This window comes from Streptomyces sp. NBC_01450, assembly GCF_036227505.1.
GTDB lineage: Bacteria > Actinomycetota > Actinomycetes > Streptomycetales > Streptomycetaceae > Streptomyces.
The window spans coordinates 166,999-187,499 of sequence record NZ_CP109482.1 but is presented as its reverse complement, the minus strand read 5'-3'; the positions used below and the strand labels follow the sequence as shown (position 1 = coordinate 187,499).

Genomic DNA, 20,501 nt, shown 5'->3' with positions numbered 1-20,501 from the left:
TCGCAGACAGAGAATCGAGGGGCTCACGCCCCGCTGATAACGTCGGGGACGGGGAAAAGCCACTTCACCGAGGGCCTGGCCCAGGCCGCGATCGAAAACGACCTGCGGGTGTCCTGGTTCACCCTGGAGACGCTGAGCGCCGCGATCGGGAAGTCGAAGGTCGACGGGTCCACCGCCCGCACCGTCGCCCGGATCTGCCGCGCTGATTTGATCGTCATTGACGACATTGGCCTGCTTCCGGTCGGGGAAGACGCCGCCGAGGCGTTCTACCGGATCATCGACGCGGCCTACGAACGCCGGTCCATCGCGGTGACCAGCAACATTCACCCCTCGGGCTTCGACACGATCATGCCGAAGACTCTCGCGGGCGCGAGCACCGACCGCCTCATGCATCACGCTCACCTCGTGACCACCACCGGGGACTCGCACCGCCTCGCCGAGGCCCTCGCCGGGAAGGGAGTAGTCCCCTTGAACTGACCCCCACCCCCAGGAACACCACTGGCCACACGCCTGGGTTTCCGGTGGCCACCAGCCTGGACACCCCACGGCCACCCACCTGGGCATCTCAATGGCCGTTGACAGGCAGCTTCCTCAACATGACCCTCAAAACCGTCTCCCGGCCCCGCGGCGCCAAGGGCTTCGTCGTCCTGCCCCGGCGCTGGAAAGTCGAACGAACCCTGGGCTGGATCATGAAATCCCGGCGAAACGTCCGGGACTACGAACGCCTGCCACAGCACTCCGAAGCCCACCTGACCTGGTCGCTCATCACCCTCATGACCCGCAGACTCACACGCCGAGAACCTCACACCAAATGGACAAAGAGAAACTGACCGCCCCGCGCTGCCCCCAGACTGCAGTGGAGCTTGCTCGAGAAATCCGGCCGACCGATCACCTCGCCCGGGCCGGTGGCTTCGCCTTCTGCAGAACGCTGCGCGCCCGCACCGTCTCCACCGAATCTGCGCTCCACCGGGAGCTCGGACTCGTCCCCGGAACCGCTATCTGCGCCGCAGCCGCAAGCGAAGCATCCTGCATCGCACCCAGCTGCTGCGGATGTGTCCCCTGACTTGTCCCCGGAACCGTCATCCGCGCCGCAGCCGCGAGCGAAGCATCCTGCATCGCACTTAGACGGTTTTTCAGCCCGCTCTCGTAGCTCCCCGGAGTGGCAGGCAAGTCGTCAAGACCCCTGGCAGGAGCCGGTCGCTTAGCCCCTACTGCGCCATTTGGCCTGAGAGACGGAGGGCTCGGAGCAGGACGTGGTCGATTAAAAGCGTTGCTCCATTCACGATCTGCGCGAGAGGGATCCACCGGCTCGCTTTGACTTCCGTCAGTGCCCACGACTAGCCACCCTTGTCTTGTTTTATCTCCTGTCTGAAGGACGCTCCTGCCCAGTAAAGCGTTCAAGATCCACCTAAGATTGAACCGCCCCGGGTTCGATAGAGATCTCAGATGATGGTTGTGACCTGGGGTTTCGTGGATTCCATGTAGTGGTTGGCTTCGTACTCGACGGGCGGAACGTGCCCTATCTCACCGTGGAGTCGGCGGTGGTTGTACCAGTCGACCCACTCCGCGGTGGCCAACTCGACCTGGGAGAGCGACTTCCAGGGCCGTCTGGGCTTGATCAGCTCGGTCTTGTACAGGCCGATCGTGCTCTCCATCAGGGCATTGTCGTAGGCGTCGCCGACCGATCCGATCGAGGCGGCGATGCCGGCGGCGTCCAGATGCTCGGCGAGCCGGAAACTCGTATATTGCGACCCGGCATCCGAGTGGTGGATCAACTCGCCTGGCTGAACTGGGTGTTGGTCGCGGTCACGTTGCCACACGGCCATCTGCAGGACGTCCAGGACGAAGACCGTTTCCTTCACGGTGGCCGCGGACCAGCCGACGATCCGGCGGGAGAACGTGTCCACGACGAAGGCGACGTAGACGACACCGGCCCAGGTCTTCACGTGGGTGAAGTCCGCGACCCAGCAGCGGTTGGGGGCGTCGGCGACGAAGTCGCGGTCCAGCAGGTCCGGCGCCCGTTCGGCCTGCCCGCCGGGCAGCGTGGTGATCACCTTCCTGCCGCGGACGGCGCCGGTGATGCCGAGTTCGCGCATGAGGCGCTCGACGGTGCAGCGGGCCACGGCATGTCCCTGCCGGTTCAGTTCGCGCCAGATCTTCCGGGCCCCGTAGACGCGGTAGTTGGACGTGTGGACCTCTTGGATGCGCTCCTTGAGCAGGGCGGTTGCAAGTTCCGGGGGCGTGCGGCTGGTCGGGTTGTGACCGGTTGGGGTGCATAACAGGGCAGGCACGGGCTTCGTGATCATTGTGGTGTCTAAGCCCGATGATCATGAGGTGGCCCGTGCCTGCCGCTGTATCTTCTCCCATTCCCGCCGTGCTGGTGAAGCTGGGGCCGCTGGATGCCGGTCGGATCGCTGACCTGCGCCTCTACTTCGACTCGGTGCCCGACCCGCGCTCCCGGCGGGGCCGGTGGTACTCGCTGACCGCGATCCTGCTGGTGTGTGCCTGCGCGGTCGTCTCGGGAGCCAGGAGCATCGACGAACTCGCCGAGTGGGGCCAGCGTGCCCCGAACACACTCCTGGCAGTGATCGGGATCCGGCGCCACCTGCTCAGATGGCGGCGCACTCCGTCACCGGCCACGATCGGCCGTGTGCTGGGGGCTGTTGACGGTGACGCCCTGGACCGGGCGGTCGGCGCCTACCTGGCCGACCGGCACCGCGCCGCCACCGAGCCCACCCAGGCACCGTCGCCCTCCGCGTCCGGGCGGCCGCGCGTGATCGCTGTCGACGGCAAAGCACTCAAGGGATCAGCCCGTCTCACCGCGACGCGCCGGCATCTGCTCTCAGCGGTCACGCACGGCACCGTCGTGACCCTCGCTCAGGTGGAGGTCGGCGCGAAGACGAACGAAACCACGCACTTCCAACCGCTCCTGGCACCGCTGGACCTGGCCGGCGCCGTTGTCACCTTCGACGCCCTGCATTCGGTCAAGGCGAACATCTCCTGGCTGGTCGAGACCAAGAAGGCCCACTACATCGCCGTGATCAAGACCAACCAGCCGACCGCCCACAGCCAGCTCGCGGCCCTGCCGTGGCGGGACATCGCCGTCCAGCACACCGCCTCCGGGGCTGGACACGGACGCCGCGAGTCCCGCTCAATCAAGACCTGCTCGATCGCCGACAAACTCGGCGGAATCGCCTTTCCCCACGCCCGCCTGGCCATCCGCATCCACCGCCGCCGCAAGCAGACCGGCCGGCGTGAGACCCGTGAGAGTGTCTACGCCGTCACAAATCTCGACGCCCACCAAGCCGGTCCCGCCGATCTGGCCGCCGCGATTCGCGGGCACTGGGGCGTGGAGAACTCCTCGCACCACATCAGGGATGTCACCTTCGCCGAGGACGCCTCCACCGTCCACGCCGGAACCGCACCACGGGCCATGGCGACCCTCCGCAACCTCGCCATCGGCGTGCTGAAAACCCTCGGAGCCGACAACATCGCCAAGACCACCCGGGCGATCCGCGACGAACCCCAACGAGCAATCCCCATCCTGGGCATCACCAACGATCCGGACGCCTACGGAACTTGATCAAGCCCTGCTCCTTGAGTTCCTCATCGCGCACGGAACGGGCGGAGGGAGCTTCGAGGCGTTTCTTGTGGGCGTAGTAGGTGGAAGGGGCGATCTTGCAGTCGTGCTCGGTGAGCGTCCTGCAGATCGGCTCGACGCCGCCGAAGCGGTCCCGGTGCTCGTCGATGAACGCTACGAGCGTGTGTGTGGCCGGTCGGTGAAAGTCGGCCCGGGGCGCGGTTCCGGCCTTTCGACCGGACCGTTTCCCCGGACCGCTTCCCGAACCCGGCGGGCACCTCTCAATGAGCCTTTCCCGGTAAGCGCCCGTCGCTCGCTGTGATCGCGAGGCTGGCGCAGTGGCGCGTGCGGTCCCCAAGTCCGGGCAGCCGTAAGGCCCCTGGTAGGAACGATCTTGCGAAGGAAAGATCCGACCGAGGGGCCTCACGTGCCGATCAGTGTCACATACACCGCGGTGCTCGATGTGAAGCGGTCCACCGCCGAGCACCTGGCCCGGCTGCTGCGCGATCACCGCATCGTGACCGGAACCCGCAAGGGCAGGCGTGCGCTGGGCTGTTTCCGTCAGGCGGTAATCGTCCTGCGCTGGTTCATCGACGGCACTCGTCTTTCCCAACTCGCCCGCGACAACGGCCTGTCGGTCTCCACCGCCTACCGCTACCTCCACGAGGGGCTGACCGTTCTGGCGGCCGGGGCACCGGACCTCGCGACCGCGCTGGAGCGCGCGAAGGCGGCGGGACTGACGCATCTGAACCTCGACGGCACCGTCATCCGCACCGACCGCGTCGCCGCCCCCGGCCCCAACGGCGCTGATCTGTGGTGGTCCGGAAAACACAAGCACCATGGCGGGAACGTGCAGGTCATCGCCACCCCGGACGGCTGGCCGATCTGGGTCTCACCGGTCCGCCCGGGCAGGGAGCACGACACCACCTGCGCCCGCCACCACGGCCTGATCGACGCCCTCAACCGGATCGCCGCCGAGCTGGACATGCCGACCCTCGTCGACCTCGGCTACGAGAACGCCGGCGACGGCTTCCGGCACCCGCACAAGAAGCCCGCCGGAGGCGAGCTGACCGAGGCCCAGCAGACCTACAACAAGGTCATCCGCGGCATCCACGGCGTCTGCGAGCGCGCCAACTCGCTGCTCAAGACCACCTTCAAGGCCCTGCGCCGGGTCAGCCTCGACCCCAGCCGCATCACGAAGATCGCCGCCGCAGCCCTCGTCCTGCTCCAGATCGAGTACGACCGCACCATCTGATCAATCACGCAACGCCATGATCCATTACTGACAAAGGCTCAATGCACCGGGCTCTCCACAAGCCCCGAAATGGACCGCGTGTTGGACATCCTCATCCCGCGATGGGCCAGGGTGCTGGAATAATAGAACCTCGATATCGGTAGCGGGTCGTTCCTACCTTCTCGGGGTCGAACAGCTCTCTGTTCTCACTGGCGGGCCACCATCCGCCGCCGCAATAGCGGTTGCGGAGATCCTTCCAGGTGGACCGGCGATGTTTGCGCCGCATCCATCGCCATACCGTCTGCCACGTGTAGTAGCTCAGATAGGCGAAAGTCGCGGAGGACACCCCGGGCCGGAAGTAAGCACACCAGCCCCGCAACGCCATATTCATCCGACGCAGCAGGTCGTCCAGCGGCTGGTTCACTTCGACCTCTCGGCACAGCATCTTGACCTTCCGCTTCACAGCCTGAACGGCCCTCTTCGCGGGATAGGTATAGACGTAGCGCTGGCTGGTGCCTCTCTTGCGGTGGCGCTGGAGGTGCCACCCGAGAAAATCCAGCCCTTCCTCGATATGGGTGATCAGGGTCTTCTCCGGAGACAGGCGCAAGCCCATCAAGGACAAGACCTCTGTGATCTCCTCACGCAGAACTTCGGCATCCGTTCGGGAGCCGAACACCATCAGGCACCAGTCGTCCGCATACCGCACAAGGCGATAGGTGGGAAGACCGTGACGGTGCCGTCTGTTCCGTTCCCGCTGCCCAGCAGCAGGGCCTCCCGGCGCCTGAGCGATGTACTCGTCCAGGACTGAAAGAGCCACATTGCTGAGCAAGGGCGAGAGAATCGACCCTTGTGGGGTTCCGGCAGTCGTCTCCCGCAGCAGACGATCCTCACCGAGGATGCCCGCCTTGAGGAAAGCCTTAACCAGATCCAGGACGCGTTTGTCTCCGACTCGACGCCGCACCCGGTCCATCAGGGCCGAATGTGAAATTTCGTCGAAGCAGGCCGTGATGTCACCCTCCACGATCCACTCATAGTTGCGTGGCCGCGAAGCTAGATAGTGCACCTCGGCTACCGCGTCATGAGCCCGGCGATTCGGGCGAAACCCGTAGGAGCACGAGAGGAAATCCGCCTCGAAAATTGGCTCCAACACCAGCTTCAAGGATGCCTGGACCACCCGGTCGGTGATGGTCGCGATCCCCTCTCGGCGGCGCCTGAATTCTGACCCTCTGACGGCGGATCAAAAGTGACCCTCTCGGTGGTCTTCGCCTGAACCTGATCTTGATCGGAAGGTCAGGAGGGAAGGGTGATCCGCGTGGAGGACTGGGCAGAGATCCGCAGGCTGCACCGGGCCGAGCAGATGCCGATCCGGGCGATCGCCCGGCATCTGGGCATCTCGAAGAACACGGTGAAGCGTGCACTGGCGAGTGACCGGCCGCCGAAGTACGAGCGGCCGGCCAAAGGCTCGGTGGTCGACGCGGTCGAGGTGCAGATCCGTGAGCTGTTGCGGGAGACCCCGACGATGCCCGCCACCGTGATCGCCGAGCGGATCGGATGGGAGCGCGGGATGACGGTCCTCAAGGAGCGGGTGCGGGAACTGCGGCCCGCCTACGTTCCCGTCGATCCGGTCTCCCGCACGACCTATCAGCCGGGCGAGCTGGCCCAGTGCGACCTGTGGTTCCCCGACGCGGACATCCCGCTCGGCTACGGGCAGACGGGGCGACCGCCGGTGCTGGTCATGGTGTCCGGCTACTCGCGGGTGATCGCCGCGCGGATGCTGCCCTCCCGCACGACCGTCATCGCGCTGGCGCCCGGCGGCGTGGTCGTCGCCCGCCACCCCCGCTGCTGGGCCCGCCACCAGACCCTCACCGATCCCGATCACGCCGCTGCGGGCCAGACGATGCGTGGGCAGGCCCGCCATCAGCAGGCCGCCCAGTTCGAGGCCGGCCCGCTCGTCGAGGTCGAACAACGCGAACTCGGCGCCTATGACCGGCTGTTCACCGTCATCGAAGGCGGCGGCGACAGGGAGGCCGGCTGATGCCTCGCACCACCAGTGCCTCGGCCGAAAGCACCGGAGCGGGCCGCAGGACCGGCTCCCAGACCCTCGCCGACCTCGCTTTCCTCGCCCGCGCGATGAAGGCCCCGGCCCTGCTGGACGCCGCCGACCGGCTCGCCGAACGCGCCCGCAAGGAGTCCTGGACCCACGCCGAATACCTCGTCGCCTGCCTCCAACGCGAGGTCTCCGCCCGCGAATCACACGGCGGCGAGGCGAGAGTACGTGCCGCCCGCTTTCCCGCGATCAAGACGATCGAGGAGCTCGACGTCACCCATCTGCGCGGCCTGACGCGACAACAGCTCGCGCATCTGGGCACGTTGGACTTCATCGCCGGCAAGGAGAACGCCGTCTTTCTGGGCCCGCCGGGCACGGGGAAGACACACCTGGCGATCGGCCTCGCCGTCCGCGCCTGCCAGGCCGGACACCGCGTCGCCTTCGCCACCGCCGCCGAGTGGGTCGACCGCCTGGCCGCTGCCCACCACTCCGGACGACTCCAGGCCGAGCTCACCAAGCTGAGCCGCTACCCGCTGATCGTGGTGGACGAGGTCGGCTACATCCCCTTCGAAGCCGAGGCCGCGAACCTGTTCTTCCAGCTCATCTCGAACCGATACGAACGCGCGTCCGTGATCGTCACCAGCAACAAACCCTTCGGACGCTGGGGAGAGGTCTTCGGCGACGAGACCGTCGCCGCCGCCATGATCGACCGCCTCGTCCACCACGCCGAGGTCCACTCCCTCAAAGGCGACTCATTCCGCATGCGAGGACGCGAACTCGGACGCGTCCCCGCCACTACCGACAACGACTGAAACGACCGAACCGAAGACACCCGGGTCAGATTTCACCTGTCCAGACTGGGTCCAGGTTCAGCCGCCGCCGACATCCCCAAGCGGCGCAGTTTCCCGCCGGCCTTCGGGATCATGCGTTCCAGCACTGGAAGCGGGCGGAAACTACGGTCCTTCACATGCGACCGCAGTTCGTCGAGAAACTCCTCGACGCCCTGCCCGGCCTCGACGGAACGGGCCGTGCGACCGTCCACTCCGGCCGTGCGGGCACCCTTGTTACCCCTCACCCGATCCCAGGCCACCAGAAGGAAACCGGGATCGGCAACAAGGTTGTAGAGGTCGTCGAACCTGCGATGAGAATCATCACGGGCCCAACGGTGCAGCTTGGTCTGGATATTCAGTACCCGTCGCTCCGCCATAAATAAGGCGCGCTCCAGTTCGTCGGTATTCACCAGCGAAAACCTCCCGGCCTTCCAGCAACCTCAACTGCTGACTTGCTGGCCCCCTTCGCCCTGCGGCCGTCTTTCACGGCCTCCACGGCGGGTCGTCACGCCCGCGACTACTACGGGGCCTCCGCCCCATCCCACGGCCCTCAATCGGCAACGGACCTGCCCACCACCGGACCGGCTGCCCGGCGGGAGGGCGACCGCGGATGGTTCCCACGTTCACCATGTGATCGATCGGTCAGGGAGGCGCCCAGCTCTACTCCGGCAGCATCGCCACGCTTACGCCGCAGACCTTCAACGTGGCCTCCCCACCGTCAGAGCTACACGGCTTCGGAGTTGGGCCCCCGCCGCAAAGCAGAGTTCCACGCACTGCACACCGGCCCATATCCACCAGATTTGACCCGGCTTCGCTGTTACGGAGCTTCAACCACTGGTTCGCTCTCGCTACACCTTCTGACCTCGCTGAACAGACCCGCACCGTCTGGTAGTTCCGGCACGTCCCGCCTTCGTCGGGGCCGCTTGCCACCCTCACCGGCGTTCCCCGGATCAGGCTGCCCCCAAGCTTCGATCAGGCCGCTACGACGACCTGACGGAAGTGGCCTTTCACCACCTCTCGATCAACATCGCGCCTCGTGGCGCACAGCTCGGCCGCGAAGAAACTCGCCGCGGCCTTCAGGATCTCGTTGGCCCGCTTCAGTTCGGCGTTCTCCTTCTTCAACGCCTTGAGCTGGGCGGACTCCTCCGTCGTCGCCCCCGGACGTGTCCCCGTATCGATCTCGTGCTGCTTCACCCAGTTCCGCAGCGTCTCGCGGGAGCCGATGCCGAGCTTCTCGGCCACCGCCTGCAGGGCGGCCGTCTCGTTCGGATAGTCGTCGCCTACATCGGCGACCATGCGCACCGCGCGACGGCGGAGCTCAAGCGGGTAACGGGAAGGTCGTGCCATGACTAACCCAGGCTGACCAGCTTGTTCCCGTGCCACGAGCAGCACCACCCAGCCGGCCCCGTGGAACCCAGCGCCCACCGGACCAGGGCTTGATCAAGTTCCGTGAGTGTCTGGGTTGTTGGTGATGCCCAGGATGGCGAGTGCTCGTTCGGGTTCGTGGCGGATGGCGCGGGTGGTCTTGGCGATGTTGTCGGCTCCGAGGGTCTTCAGGGTGCCGATGGCGAGGTTGCGGATGGTGGCCATGGCGCGGGGTGCGGTGCCGGTGTGAATGGTCGAGGCGTCCTCGGCAAACGTGACATCTCTGATGTAGTGGGAGGAATTTTCGATTCCCCAGTGCCCGCGGATGGCGGCGGCGAGGTCGGCGGGGCGGGTTTGATGGGCGGCGAGGCTGGTGACCGCGTAGACGTTCTCGCGGGTTTCGGGCCGGCCGGTGGGCTTGCGGCGGCGGTGGACCCGGATGGCGAGGTGGGCGTGGGGAAAGCGATGCCGCCGAGGTTGTCGGCGATAGCGCAGGTCTTGATCGAGCGGGACTCGCGGCGGCCGTGGGCGGTGGCGGAGGCGGTGTGCTGGACCTTGATCGAGGTCCAGGGCAGGGCGGCGAGCTGGGCGTAGGCGGTGGGCTGGTTGGTCTTGATGACGGCGATGTAGTGGGCCTTCTTCGTCTCGACCAGCCAGGTGATGTTGGCCTTCACCGAGTGGAGGGCATCGAAGGTGACGACGGTGTCGGCGAGGTCGAGCGGTGCCAGCAGGGGTTTGAAGTGGCGCACTTCGTTGGTCTTCGCACCGACTTCGACCTGGGCAATCGTGGCGACGCGGTCGTGGGTGACCGCCGAGAGCAGGTGACGGCGCGGCGCGGCCAGGCGGGCTGAGCCCTTGAGGGCCTTGCCGTCCACGGCGATGACCTGCCGCGATCGGGTCTCGGGCACGTCCGCGGACGCGGTGATGCGGTGCCGGCCGGCCAGGTAGGCGCCCACAGCCTGGTCCAGGGCGTCGCCGTCAAGTGCCTGAAGGACGCGTCCCGCGAGTTCGTGGTCCGCTCGCCGAACTCGGCGAGCTCGTCGATGCTCTTCGCGCCGCAGACAGCCGCGCAGGCACACACCAGCAAGATCGCCGTCAGCGAGTACCACCGGCCCCGGCGTGAGCGCGGATCCGGAACCGATTCAAGGTAGGGACGCAGGTCAGCGATCCGGTCCGCATCCAGCGGCCCCAGCTTCTCCAGCACGGCAGGGATAGGGGAAGATGCAACAGCAGGCACGGGACATCCTCGTGATCATCTGGCTTCGACACCACAATGATCACGAACCCCCGTGCCTGCTCTGCTATCCGCCCCTACCCGCTGATCGCCAACTCTCCACGCAATCAGGGAACTTGACGGAGCCCTGCCACCGGACGCGACAGCCGGGCCATCAGCGTGCTCACTACCGACCCAAACAAACCGAAACGGCCCGCGAAAGACCGATGGACCGTCACGAAAGATCGAGGCTAACCAACGTTATCGGATCAGGTTGAACCTTGAGGTTCCTGTTGACGTAGACACTCATGACGACGGAACCCAGACAAGAGAAAAGAATAAGATTCCTAATCCCCTCCAAAACCTCTATACGGCAATCAGGTACAGGACGAACAGTGGGGGTGGGGGCCCTCATCCATTTTAAAGCTCCGAGTCCCATGAGTGTGCCGTTTGAACCAGTTAGCGTCACTCAGAACAACAGGATATAATTAAGGAGAGTATAATGCAGAATCCGGATGATGAAAATATAGACCCCCGTTTGGTTGCTGCGGGAGCCTTTGCTGTTGGCGGGGCTGTACTCGCTGGCGCCCGGATGCTGAGGGATCATCAACAAGCAAGGGATGAGGCCCGCCGCGCGCAAGAGGCCAACGACGCCGTCCGAGCGGTTCGAGGTTTTGCTGAGCAGGCTGCTGCTCGCCAGGCGGCCGAGCAGCAGCGTCGGGCCGCCGCTGCTGGAGCTCGGGCAGCCCAGCAGACAGCATCACGAAGAGCTGACGACGCGCAGCGGAAACAAGCAGCCAATGGTGCCTCAAAGGTCGTGGCGACCCAAAAGCAAAATCAGACGTTCGGCCGCTAACTAGAGCTCACAAATTGGGCACAGCGGGTTCTTGCAGACCGGTCCGACTGATTGGTCAATTCAATGGTTGAGTTGCGCGTGACGGGGGGCGCCTATATAAGCGGCAGCCTGCACCTTTTAGCAAGCGCCCGTCGCTCACTGTGATCGCGATGCCTGCGCTGCCGCCCGTGGTCGAGCGATCCAGGACGAAGACCAGCGCGATCAGCACGGTGCCTACGGCCGCCTGGCCGCGCCAGGACCACGTCACGATGCGCTCACTGCGCCTGCGCTCGGGTTCGGCAAGCCGCTCGGGGATCGTCTTCTCGAACTCCACCAGCTTGCCGGTGACGTTCACAAGCCGGGCGTACTCCACCGCGAACTGGTCACCGTCGCAGTGAGGTGTCCCCCGGAGTGTGGACACGGGGGTTCATGCTGCGAGTGTGAGTTTACGTGCTCTCTGCTGTTGTTGTTCGAATTCGACTGGCGAGAGGTAGTTGAGGGCGCTGTGGCGCCTGCGGGCGTTGTAGTAGGTGAGCCACTGGAAGATCTCCAGCCTCGCCTGAGGCATCGTGGAGAACAGCCTCTGGTACATCGTCTCCCTCTTGAGTCCCTGCCAGAACGACTCGGCGAGGGCGTTGTCGTAGCTCGAGCCGACCCGGCCCATGCTCCTGTGGATCCCGAAACCGTTGCAGACCTGCGCGAACGCGGCCGACGTGTACTGCGAGCCCCTGTCCGCATGGAAGATCACCCCGCCCACGTGGCCGCCGCGGGTCGCCACGGCCATCTCCAGGGCGTCGATGACCAGTTCCGTGCGCATGTGCGTGGCCATCGACCAGCCGAGCACCCGGCGTGAACAGATGTCGATGACGCAGGCGAGATACAGCCACGTCCCGCCGACCTGGACGTATGTGATGTCGCCGCACCACTTCTCGTTCAACTGTCTGGCGGAGAAGTTGCGTTGGACGAGATCCGGGGCCGGTGGTGCAAGCCGGTCGGGGACCGTGGTGCGCTTGCGGCGCCGCAGGTGCCGGCCCTCGATACCGTGCCGGCGCATCAGGCGCTCGACGCGCTTGCGGTTGATGGTGTGCCCGAAGCCACGCAGCTCGGCATGGATGCGCCGGACTCCGTAGGTGCCCTTGTGCTCGGTATGGATCTCCCGGATCTCCACGAGCAGGGCGTCGTCGGCGGCCTGCCGCTCTCGACGGACCTTCGCACCGGCGAGCCACCGGTAGTAGCCCGAGCGCGAGACCTGCAGGACCCGGCATATCCGCTGAACGCCGAAGACTTCCGCGTGGGCGGAGACGAAGTCCCAGCGGTGGGTCTTCACTTCATCTCCTTCGCGAAATAGGCGGCTGCCCGGCGCAGGATCTCCCGCTCGAGTTCCCATTCCTTCTCTGCCTTGCGGAGCCGGCCGTTCTCCGCGCGCAGCCGGGCCAGTTCCTCGTTCCGGCTCTCCGCGCTCTGCTCGCCCAGGGCTCCGTCAAGTTCCCTGATTGCGTGGAGGGTTGGCGATCAGCGGGTAGGGGCGGATAGCAGAGCAGGCACGGGGGTTCGTGATCATTGTGGTGTCGAAGCCAGATGATCACGAGGATGTCCCGTGCCTGCTGTTGCATCTTCCCCTATCCCTGCCGTGCTGGAGAAGCTGGGGCCGCTGGATGCGGACCGGATCGCTGACCTGCGTCCCTACCTTGAATCGGTTCCGGATCCGCGCTCACGCCGGGGCCGGTGGTACTCGCTGACGGCGATCTTGCTGGTGTGTGCCTGCGCGGCTGTCTGCGGCGCGAAGAGCATCGACGAGCTCGCCGAGTTCGGCGAGCGGGCCACGAACTCGCTGCTGGCATCCCTTGGAGTACGCCGTCACCTGCTCGGCTGGCGGCGCAGCCCCAAGCCGGTCACTCTCGGACGCGTCCTTCAGGCACTTGACGGCGACGCCCTGGACCAGGCTGTGGGCGCCTACCTGGCCGGCCGGCACCGCATCACCGCGTCCGCGGACGTGCCCGAGACCCGATCGCGGCAGGTCATCGCCGTGGACGGCAAGGCCCTCAAGGGCTCAGCCCGCCTGGCCGCGCCGCGCCGTCACCTGCTCTCGGCGGTCACCCACGACCGCGTCGCCACGATTGCCCAGGTCGAAGTCGGTGCGAAGACCAACGAAGTGCGCCACTTCAAACCCCTGCTGGCACCGCTCGACCTCGCCGACACCGTCGTCACCTTCGATGCCCTCCACTCGGTGAAGGCCAACATCACCTGGCTGGTCGAGACGAAGAAGGCCCACTACATCGCCGTCATCAAGACCAACCAGCCCACCGCCTACGCCCAGCTCGCCGCCCTGCCCTGGACCTCGATCAAGGTCCAGCACACCGCCTCCGCCACCGCCCACGGCCGCCGCGAGTCCCGCTCGATCAAGACCTGCGCTATCGCCGACAACCTCGGCGGCATCGCTTTCCCCCACGCCCACCTCGCCATCCGGGTCCACCGCCGCCGCAAGCCCACCGGCCGGCCCGAAACCCGCGAGAACGTCTACGCGGTCACCAGCCTCGCCGCCCATCAAACCCGCCCCGCCGACCTCGCCGCCGCCATCCGCGGGCACTGGGGAATCGAAAATTCCTCCCACTACATCAGAGATGTCACGTTTGCCGAGGACGCCTCGACCATTCACACCGGCACCGCACCCCGCGCCATGGCCACCATCCGCAACCTCGCCATCGGCACCCTGAAGACCCTCGGAGCCGACAACATCGCCAAGACCACCCGCGCCATCCGCCACGAACCCGAACGAGCACTCGCCATCCTGGGCATCACCAACAACCCAGACACTCACGGAACTTGATCAAGCCCTGCCCATCAACCCCTCGAACAGCCCGTCCCACCCGGCATGTACTACCGTGGCCTGCGCGGCCACCGCTTCTTGATTCTTCGTCACACAAGATCACGATGCCGGTGGCCGTACCCCTGCCCGCAGGCACCCCACCCACCACGCTGGCCAGCGGCGATACCTCACGCCTCACGAACTACAGCTGCCGTGGCAGTCAGGCTCCGTGATCACCGGCACGCATCATGAACCGAGGGGTAGCTCTGCCCGTAGAGCTATGTAAGAGGCCCTTCCAAGGCTTCTCACTTGCGACAAAGAGAGGTTAACGATGTCTGCATCCGCGCGAAATGCATTATCCGTGAAAGAGGCATACCAAGATTGGTTTGCGACTTTTCGTGAAAAGGAGGAGCCCCTCCCGAAAAAGGGGGAGTCCCTCCCGGATATGGTCATGGTGCAAGCGTCTGAGCTCCTTGCCAAATATTCAGGCGCGGAAAAATTGGCCTCACATATGGCAGGTTCGGTATTCATGGCGATGCTTAACGAGATTTATCGCAAGTCACCTCAAATGGCCCAAGATCAGCTGGCGCAGGCCGAACTGCGGGGTGCCAAGTTCTCGCATGACGCCATGAGTAGAGTTCAATTACCCAAGGATGAGATGCGGGAGCGTCTTCTACAGGAGATGGGCAACCTAGCGTCGCTGTACAATGCGCCCTCTGGGGAATGCAAGGAGATGCTGAAGGAATGTTGGGAAAAGCTAGACAATAATATGATGGAATACCTGCAAAGGGCATTTCCGTCGCATGTTATGCAGGTGATGCAGCCCACCCGGGGGGCGGCGCCAGGCGTTGCATTAACAGCTTCGATGCGTAGCGCGGCAAGCTCATCAACCAGGTCAATGAGCGAGGAACACAGGTTGTTCTCCTCCTCGCCTGGTTCCAGCACGAGCAAGCCGAGAAAAATGTGAAATTTAAATTCGGTGAAATATTTTTATTCTGCCCCGTGAGGGTAAGGAGGTGGGCCGACGCAATGAGCCCGGATCCACCGGTTTGATGCCGGTGGATAGTTTCTCCGGAAACGAAGAAGTGCCTTGTGACCTGTGATGATGGGGTTTCTCTAGGACCACATCAAGCAGGAGCGGCAAGTACTACAGCCGGAGATCTTGCGGGTCAGTGACAGGGCGGTTGCAAGTTCCGGGGGCGTGCGGCTGGTCGGGTTGTGACCGGTTGGGGTGCATAACAGGGCAGGCACGGGCTTCGTGATCATTGTGGTGTCTAAGACCGACCGGCAATTGGTGATGCCTGCCGGTGGCTGGTCGCTCTGGGCACGAGACAGGCACGGGCCTGAGTGATCATGGAGTTCTCTACGCTCAGTGATCACCGGAGGGCCCGTGCCTGCTGTGCCATCTTGCCTGCTCGAACCCCTGTGGGACCAGTTCGCCGCCCTGCTGCCCGCGCGCGATGACTATGCGCCGACTCACCCGCTGGGCTGTCACCGTCGCCGGGTCCCGGACCGGATCGTCTTCGAGCACATCGTGCGGGCCCTGGTCCACGGCACCGGATACGAGCGGATCGCCAGTCAGGGCTGCTCGGACCGCACCATCCGACGCCGCGTCAAACTCTGGTCACAGATGGGCATATCAGAGCAGGTCCACGCCCTGGCGCTCCAGGCGTACGACCGGATGATCGGCCTCGGACTGGCCGAGATCTCCGTGGACGGCTGCATCACGAAAGCTCCCTCGGGTGGCGAGAAAGCCGGACGCTCCCCGGTCGACCGGGGCAAGCAGGGGCTGAAGCGATCGGTGGCCTCCGACGCGGCCGGGGTCCCTCTCGGGATCGTCTCCGCAGGCGCCAACCGGCACGACTCACCGCTCCTCGGCCCCACCCTCGGAGCAACGAAAGCCCAGGTAGGAGCGCTCCCAGAGCAAGTGAACATCAATCTCGACCGCGGCTACGACAGCGCCAGGACCCGTGCCTTGCTCGACGAGTTCGGCTTCACCGGCGAGATCGCCCGCAAGGGCGTGCCCGCACCGATCCAGGCCGGCAAGCGGTGGGTGGTCGAGCGTTCACACTCGTGGATGAACGGCTACGGCAAGCTGCGGCGCTGCACCGAGAAGGACGGCAGCGCCGTGGACTTCTACCTCTACCTCGCCGCCGCTTTCGTCACGCTCCGCATGCTCATCCGACGCTCGACGAGCCGCTATCGCTGGGACGGCCGCCCCACCACCCGACGCCTCAAGTGATCCATTTGCCGGTCGGTCTAAGCCAGATGATCATGAGGTGGCCCGTGCCTGCTGCTGCATCCTCTCCCGTACCTGCCGTGCTGGTGAAACTGGGCCCGCTGGACAGCGGCCGGATCGCCGACCTGCGCCCCTACTTCGACTCGGTGCCCGACCCGCGCTCCCGGCGGGGCCGGTGGTACTCACTCACAGCGATCCTGCTGGTGTGCGCCTGCGCGGTCGTCTCGGGAGCCAGGAGCATCGACGAACTCGCCGAGTGGGGCCAGCGTGCCCCGAACACACTCCTGGCAGTGATCGGGATCCGGCGCCACCTGCTCAGATGGCGGCGCACTCCGTCACCGGCCACGATCGGCCGTGTGCTGGGGGCTGTTGACGGTGACGCCCTGGACCGGGCGGTCGGCGCCTACCTGGCCGACCGGCACCGCGCCGCCACCGAGCCCACCCAGGCACCGTCGCCCTCCGCGTCCGGGCGGCCGCGCGTGATCGCTGTCGACGGCAAAGCACTCAAGGGATCAGCCCGTCTCACCGCGACGCGCCGGCATCTGCTCTCAGCGGTCACGCACGGCACCGTCGTGACCCTCGCTCAGGTGGAGGTCGGCGCGAAGACGAACGAAACCACGCACTTCCAACCGCTCCTGGCACCGCTGGACCTGGCCGGCGCCGTTGTCACCTTCGACGCCCTGCATTCGGTCAAGGCGAACATCTCCTGGCTGGTCGAGACCAAGAAGGCCCACTACATCGCCGTGATCAAGACCAACCAGCCGACCGCCCACAGCCAGCTCGCGGCCCTGCCGTGGCGGGACATCGCCGTCCAGCACACCGCCTCCGGGGCTGGACACGGACGCCGCGAGTCCCGCTCAATCAAGACCTGCTCGATCGCCGACAAACTCGGCGGAATCGCCTTCCCCACGCCCGCCTGGCCATCCGCATCCACCGCCGCCGCAAGCAGACCGGCCGGCGTGAGACCCGTGAGAGTGTCTACGCCGTCACAAATCTCGACGCCCACCAAGCCGGTCCCGCCGATCTGGCCGCCGCGATTCGCGGGCACTGGGGCGTGGAGAACTCCTCGCACCACATCAGGGATGTCACCTTCGCCGAGGACGCCTCCACCGTCCACGCCGGAACCGCACCACGGGCCATGGCGACCCTCCGCAACCACGCCATCGGCGCGCTGAAAACCCTCGGAGCCGACAACATCGCCAAGACCACCCGGGCAATCCGCGACGAGCCCCAACGAGCACTCCCCATCCTGGGCATCACCAACAATCCGGACGCCCACGGAACTTGATCAAGCCCTGCTGCTCGCCGCTGCTGTGATCACGGCCCGCGTGCTCGTCGGCCTGGCGCACCCAGCTCCGCAGGGTCTCGCCGGTCACCCCGACATCCGCCGCGACCGCCGCGTACGTGCGCTTCCCGCCCGCCGCGCGGTACAGCGCGACGGCATCGTTCCTGAACTCCACCGGATACGGAGACCTACGTCCCACCAGGACACCTTCCCTCGGATCTGCAAGATCCATTGTCAGAGTGTCCACACCACAGGGGTCGCCTCACACGGTTTCCGCCCCCAACGGGGCTGCCACACCGCACTGAGCGAGGTGGTGGACCTTTGGAAGGGGACGCACTGGTTCATCGAGGGGGACATCTCCGACTGCTTCGGCAGCCTCGATCACGAGGTCATGCTGTCGACGCTGGCGGAGAAGATCCACGATGGCCGGTTCCTGCGGCTGATCAGCCACATGCTCAAGGCCGGTTACCTGGAGGACTGGAGGTGGCACGACACGCTCAGCGGCGCCCCGCAGGGCGGAGTTGCCTCCCCGATCCTCTCGAACATCTACCTTGACCGGCTGGACCAGTTCGTCGAACAGTCTCTGCTGCCTGAGTACAACCGGGGTCTGCGTCGGCGGCCCAACCGGGCATACAGGACGGTCGAGTTCGCGATCGCGAGAGCCAGACGGCGTGGCGACCGGGAGGCGGTGCGGGCGCTTGGGCTCCAGCGTCGCACCCTGCCGAGCCAGGACCCGAACGATCCGGACTACCGCCGGCTGAGATATGTCCGCTATGCCGACGACTGGCTTCTGGGGTTCGCCGGCCTCAAGCACGAAGCCGAGGAGATCAAGTCGAAGATCGGTGCGTTCCTGCGTGACGAGCTCAGGCTGGAACTTTCCGAGTCCAAGACCGTGATCACGCACGCCACCAGCCAGGCGGCGCACTTCCTCGGCTATGAGATCCGGGCCCAGCACTCCGACACGAAGATCACCCGGAACCGTCGGGCGGTCAATGGAGCGATCGGCCTGTTCGTGCCACGGCAGGTGATCAGGCAGAAGTGCGCGCTCTACATGAGCAACGGGCAACCGGCGCAACGCGGCATGCTGCTTCACGACGAGGACTTCACGATCGTCGCGAAGTACCAGGCCGAGTACCGGGGTTTGGTCCAGTACTACCTTCTTGCCCAGGATGTGTTCCGCCTGGGCAGGCTCCAGTGGGTCATGGAGACCTCGCTACTGAAGACGCTGGCAGGGAAGCACCGGTCGACGGTCACGAAGATGGCTCGGAAGTACAAGAGCACCGTCGAGACACCTGAGGGACCGCGAACCTGTCTGACCGTCACCGTTCCACGCGACCGGGAGAGGAAACCGCTGGTAGCCCGCTACGGCGGGATACCGCTCAAACGACAGCGCAAGGCCGTCCTCACCGACAGGCGGCCGGTCATGGCCAGTGCGAAGCGAAACGAGCTGATCCACCGGCTCATCGCCGAGTGCTGCGAGATCTGCGAAGCCCGGACGAATCTTGAGGTCCATCACGTCCGCAAGCTCGCCGATCTCAACCGGCCCGGACGTCGGGACAAGCCCGACTGGGTGCACCTCATGGCCAAACGACGGCGCAAGACCCTGGTGATCTGCCGTCGCTGCCACGAGGACATCCATGCCGGGCGGGGCACCGCGCCACCACGGAAGTGATCACTGGAGAGCGGGATGCCGGGAAACTGGCCCGTCCCGTTCGGGAAGGGGCCGTCGGAAAAGGACCCGAACCACGGGCACCTCGTCGGCGGCCTACTTCACTCGGCGGGCGGGCCGGGGAAACGGAACATCAGAAATGGTGTCACCGCGCCCCGGTCCGACCCGACTCGTCCACGCAGAGCACGACCGCCTTCTCGGGCGGGTGGTGGTACAGGCCGACTACATCAACGACCTTGGCGACGAACTGCGGGTCGGTGGAGAGTTTGAAGGAGTCCTGCAGGTGGGGCTTGAGGTCGAACTTCTTCCAGATCCGGCCGATGGTCGACTTCGACAGGCCGGTGCGCTGGGCCATCGAAGCCCGTGACCAGTGCGTGTCCTGGCCCGGCGTGGACTCCAGGGTGGCCACGATGACCTCCTCGACCCGGTCGAGGAGGATCGAGGGCGGGCGGCCCGAGCGGGACTCGTCGTGAAGACCGTCGAGGCGTTTCGCGATGAACCGGGCCCGCCAGCGGTCCACGGTCGACCTGTCGATGCCGAGGTCGGCCGCGGCCTGCTGGTTCGTACCACCCTCCGCGCAGCGCAGCACGATCTTGGCGCGCAACGCGAGGAACTGGGCGGTCTTCGCCTGCCGCGCCCACTGCGTCAACTGCCTCCGCTCAGCATCGTCCAGGACCAGGTCGGCCTTCGGCCGGCCGATCCAGCCGGCGTCCTCAAGCCCGGCCATCCGCTCCGCGCCGAAAGCCCGCCGCCACTTGCCCACCGTCTTGGCTTGAACACCGACGACCCGCGCCACAGCCGCGTTTGACATACCGTCAGCGCACGCCAGGATGATGCGGGCCTTCTCCGCCGAGCGCCGGTGCGGCAATTCCGTCCGGCGCACCAACTCGGCACGCTCGGCCTCGGACAGCGTGATCTCCACAGCAGAAGGCCCCGGATGCGACATGCCAACAGGGTAGTAACTAACTCTCAGGATTTCTGGCGCATCACACTAGGTCTCGCCGCCACCCTGTGCTGCTACAAACGGTTCGTCCGCATCACCACATAGAACACGGTCTTATAAGGCCGACGCCCGGACCGGGCAGGGGGCAGTGCGCAGGCATGTCGCCGGCCAGGCCCTGCGGGTGTGCCGGGGAGTGAGGATGCCCCGGTGGAAGCGGTCGCCGTCCAGGGCCTCGCACGCGACGGGCCGGGCGCCGTCCCGCGGCATGCGGCGACGCCTTGCGCCTGGGGGAGCGTGCGGTGCCCAGCGGGGCAGCCCATGCCCGCGCCACCCGACGCCGAGGCCCAGTCCCGTCGGCACCACGCCTGGTCGTCGCCGGGGTCATCCTCACTCCATGGATTCAAGAGAACTCCGCGCGGCTGGGCTCCGTACATCCACGTGAGGGTGTTTCCGGC

General features: G+C 65.8%; 12 protein-coding genes and 10 pseudogenes. 11 read left to right on the top strand and 11 right to left on the bottom strand.

The annotated features are described in order from the left end of the window. Positions 1-42: 42 nt before the first annotated feature. Positions 43-477, top strand: a pseudogene (locus tag OG568_RS60275) (ATP-binding protein); the annotation flags it as partial. Between the two features lie 77 nt (positions 478-554). Beyond that, positions 555-830: pseudogene (locus tag OG568_RS60270) on the top strand (IS5-like element IS4811 family transposase); the annotation flags it as partial. 612 nt (positions 831-1,442) lie between these two features. Here the strand turns inward: OG568_RS60270 and OG568_RS60265 are convergent. Then, positions 1,443-2,291, bottom strand: a complete 849-nt coding sequence (locus tag OG568_RS60265) for an IS3 family transposase (protein ID WP_329538437.1) — start codon at positions 2,289-2,291, stop codon at positions 1,443-1,445. 83 nt (positions 2,292-2,374) lie between these two features. Between OG568_RS60265 and OG568_RS60260 the strand changes: the two genes are divergently transcribed. Both OG568_RS60260 and OG568_RS60255 read left to right on the top strand, forming a co-directional pair. Further along, complete coding sequence (locus OG568_RS60260) at positions 2,375-3,583, top strand: ISAs1 family transposase (protein WP_329538436.1); 1,209 nt, start codon at positions 2,375-2,377, stop codon at positions 3,581-3,583. Between the two features lie 430 nt (positions 3,584-4,013). Further along, positions 4,014-4,835, top strand: coding sequence for an HARBI1 family protein (locus tag OG568_RS60255; RefSeq protein WP_443078020.1), 822 nt, complete (start codon positions 4,014-4,016; stop codon positions 4,833-4,835). Between the two features lie 91 nt (positions 4,836-4,926). Here OG568_RS60255 and OG568_RS60250 read toward each other — a convergent pair whose 3' ends face one another. After that, positions 4,927-5,964: a reverse transcriptase domain-containing protein gene (locus OG568_RS60250; protein ID WP_329538564.1), complete on the bottom strand. Its 1,038-nt coding sequence runs from the start codon at positions 5,962-5,964 to the stop codon at positions 4,927-4,929. Between the two features lie 153 nt (positions 5,965-6,117). On the opposite strand from OG568_RS60250, the pseudogene OG568_RS60245 reads away from it, so the two are divergent. Beyond that, positions 6,118-6,600, top strand: a pseudogene (locus OG568_RS60245) (helix-turn-helix domain-containing protein); the annotation flags it as partial. 248 nt (positions 6,601-6,848) lie between these two features. Beyond that, on the top strand, positions 6,849-7,673 hold the full coding sequence (gene istB / locus OG568_RS60240) for an IS21-like element helper ATPase IstB (protein ID WP_329538435.1): 825 nt from the start codon (positions 6,849-6,851) through the stop codon (positions 7,671-7,673). Positions 7,674-7,729: 56 nt separating this feature from the next. Here istB and OG568_RS60235 read toward each other — a convergent pair. From OG568_RS60235 to OG568_RS60205, 7 genes and pseudogenes are all read right to left on the bottom strand, one after another. Continuing rightward, positions 7,730-8,101 (bottom strand): annotated as a pseudogene (locus tag OG568_RS60235) (group II intron reverse transcriptase/maturase); the annotation flags it as partial. 634 nt (positions 8,102-8,735) lie between these two features. Then, positions 8,736-9,038: pseudogene (locus tag OG568_RS60230) on the bottom strand (transposase); the annotation flags it as partial. Positions 9,039-9,131: 93 nt separating this feature from the next. After that, positions 9,132-9,281 (bottom strand): hypothetical protein, encoded by a 150-nt coding sequence (locus tag OG568_RS60225; RefSeq protein WP_329538366.1) that lies wholly within the window; start codon positions 9,279-9,281, stop codon positions 9,132-9,134. After that, on the bottom strand, positions 9,245-10,012 hold the full coding sequence (locus OG568_RS60220; RefSeq protein WP_329538433.1) for an ISAs1 family transposase: 768 nt from the start codon (positions 10,010-10,012) through the stop codon (positions 9,245-9,247). Before OG568_RS60220 ends, OG568_RS60225 begins: the two co-directional genes overlap by 37 nt. 104 nt (positions 10,013-10,116) lie before the next feature. Next, positions 10,117-10,260, bottom strand: a pseudogene (locus tag OG568_RS60215) (ISAs1 family transposase); the annotation flags it as partial. 920 nt (positions 10,261-11,180) lie between these two features. After that, positions 11,181-11,459 (bottom strand): hypothetical protein, encoded by a 279-nt coding sequence (locus OG568_RS60210; protein WP_329538432.1) that lies wholly within the window; start codon positions 11,457-11,459, stop codon positions 11,181-11,183. A gap of 72 nt (positions 11,460-11,531) precedes the next feature. Further along, positions 11,532-12,595: pseudogene (locus tag OG568_RS60205) on the bottom strand (IS3 family transposase); the annotation flags it as partial. A 139-nt stretch (positions 12,596-12,734) separates the two neighbouring features. Between OG568_RS60205 and OG568_RS60200 the strand changes: the two are divergent. The 4 genes from OG568_RS60200 (at position 12,735) to OG568_RS60185 (ending at position 17,324) form a co-directional block, all read left to right on the top strand. Beyond that, complete coding sequence (locus OG568_RS60200; protein WP_329538431.1) at positions 12,735-13,931, top strand: ISAs1 family transposase; 1,197 nt, start codon at positions 12,735-12,737, stop codon at positions 13,929-13,931. A 340-nt stretch (positions 13,932-14,271) separates the two neighbouring features. Beyond that, entirely contained in the window at positions 14,272-14,877 is a 606-nt protein-coding gene (locus OG568_RS60195) for a hypothetical protein (RefSeq protein ID WP_329538430.1), read from the top strand. Between the two features lie 423 nt (positions 14,878-15,300). Further along, positions 15,301-16,152, top strand: coding sequence for an IS5 family transposase (locus OG568_RS60190; protein ID WP_329538358.1), 852 nt, complete (start codon positions 15,301-15,303; stop codon positions 16,150-16,152). A gap of 77 nt (positions 16,153-16,229) precedes the next feature. Beyond that, complete coding sequence (locus OG568_RS60185; RefSeq protein WP_329538429.1) at positions 16,230-17,324, top strand: ISAs1 family transposase; 1,095 nt, start codon at positions 16,230-16,232, stop codon at positions 17,322-17,324. 129 nt (positions 17,325-17,453) lie between these two features. On the opposite strand, the pseudogene OG568_RS60180 reads toward OG568_RS60185, so the two are convergent. Next, positions 17,454-17,633 (bottom strand): annotated as a pseudogene (locus OG568_RS60180) (transposase); the annotation flags it as partial. Between the two features lie 63 nt (positions 17,634-17,696). On the opposite strand from OG568_RS60180, the pseudogene OG568_RS60175 reads away from it, so the two are divergent. Beyond that, positions 17,697-19,106 (top strand): annotated as a pseudogene (locus tag OG568_RS60175) (reverse transcriptase domain-containing protein); the annotation flags it as partial. A 148-nt stretch (positions 19,107-19,254) separates the two neighbouring features. On the opposite strand, the pseudogene OG568_RS60170 reads toward OG568_RS60175, so the two are convergent. Beyond that, positions 19,255-20,025, bottom strand: a pseudogene (locus OG568_RS60170) (IS630 family transposase); the annotation flags it as partial. Between the last annotated feature and the right edge of the window lie 476 nt (positions 20,026-20,501).

Bases quoted from the DNA above. Each gene is read 5' to 3' on its own strand.
- OG568_RS60225 (WP_329538366.1), bottom strand. From the start codon at position 9,281: ATGGCCACCATCCGCAACCTCGCCATCGGCACCCTGAAGACCCTCGGA.
- istB (WP_329538435.1), top strand. From the start codon at position 6,849: ATGCCTCGCACCACCAGTGCCTCGGCCGAAAGCACCGGAGCGGGCCGC.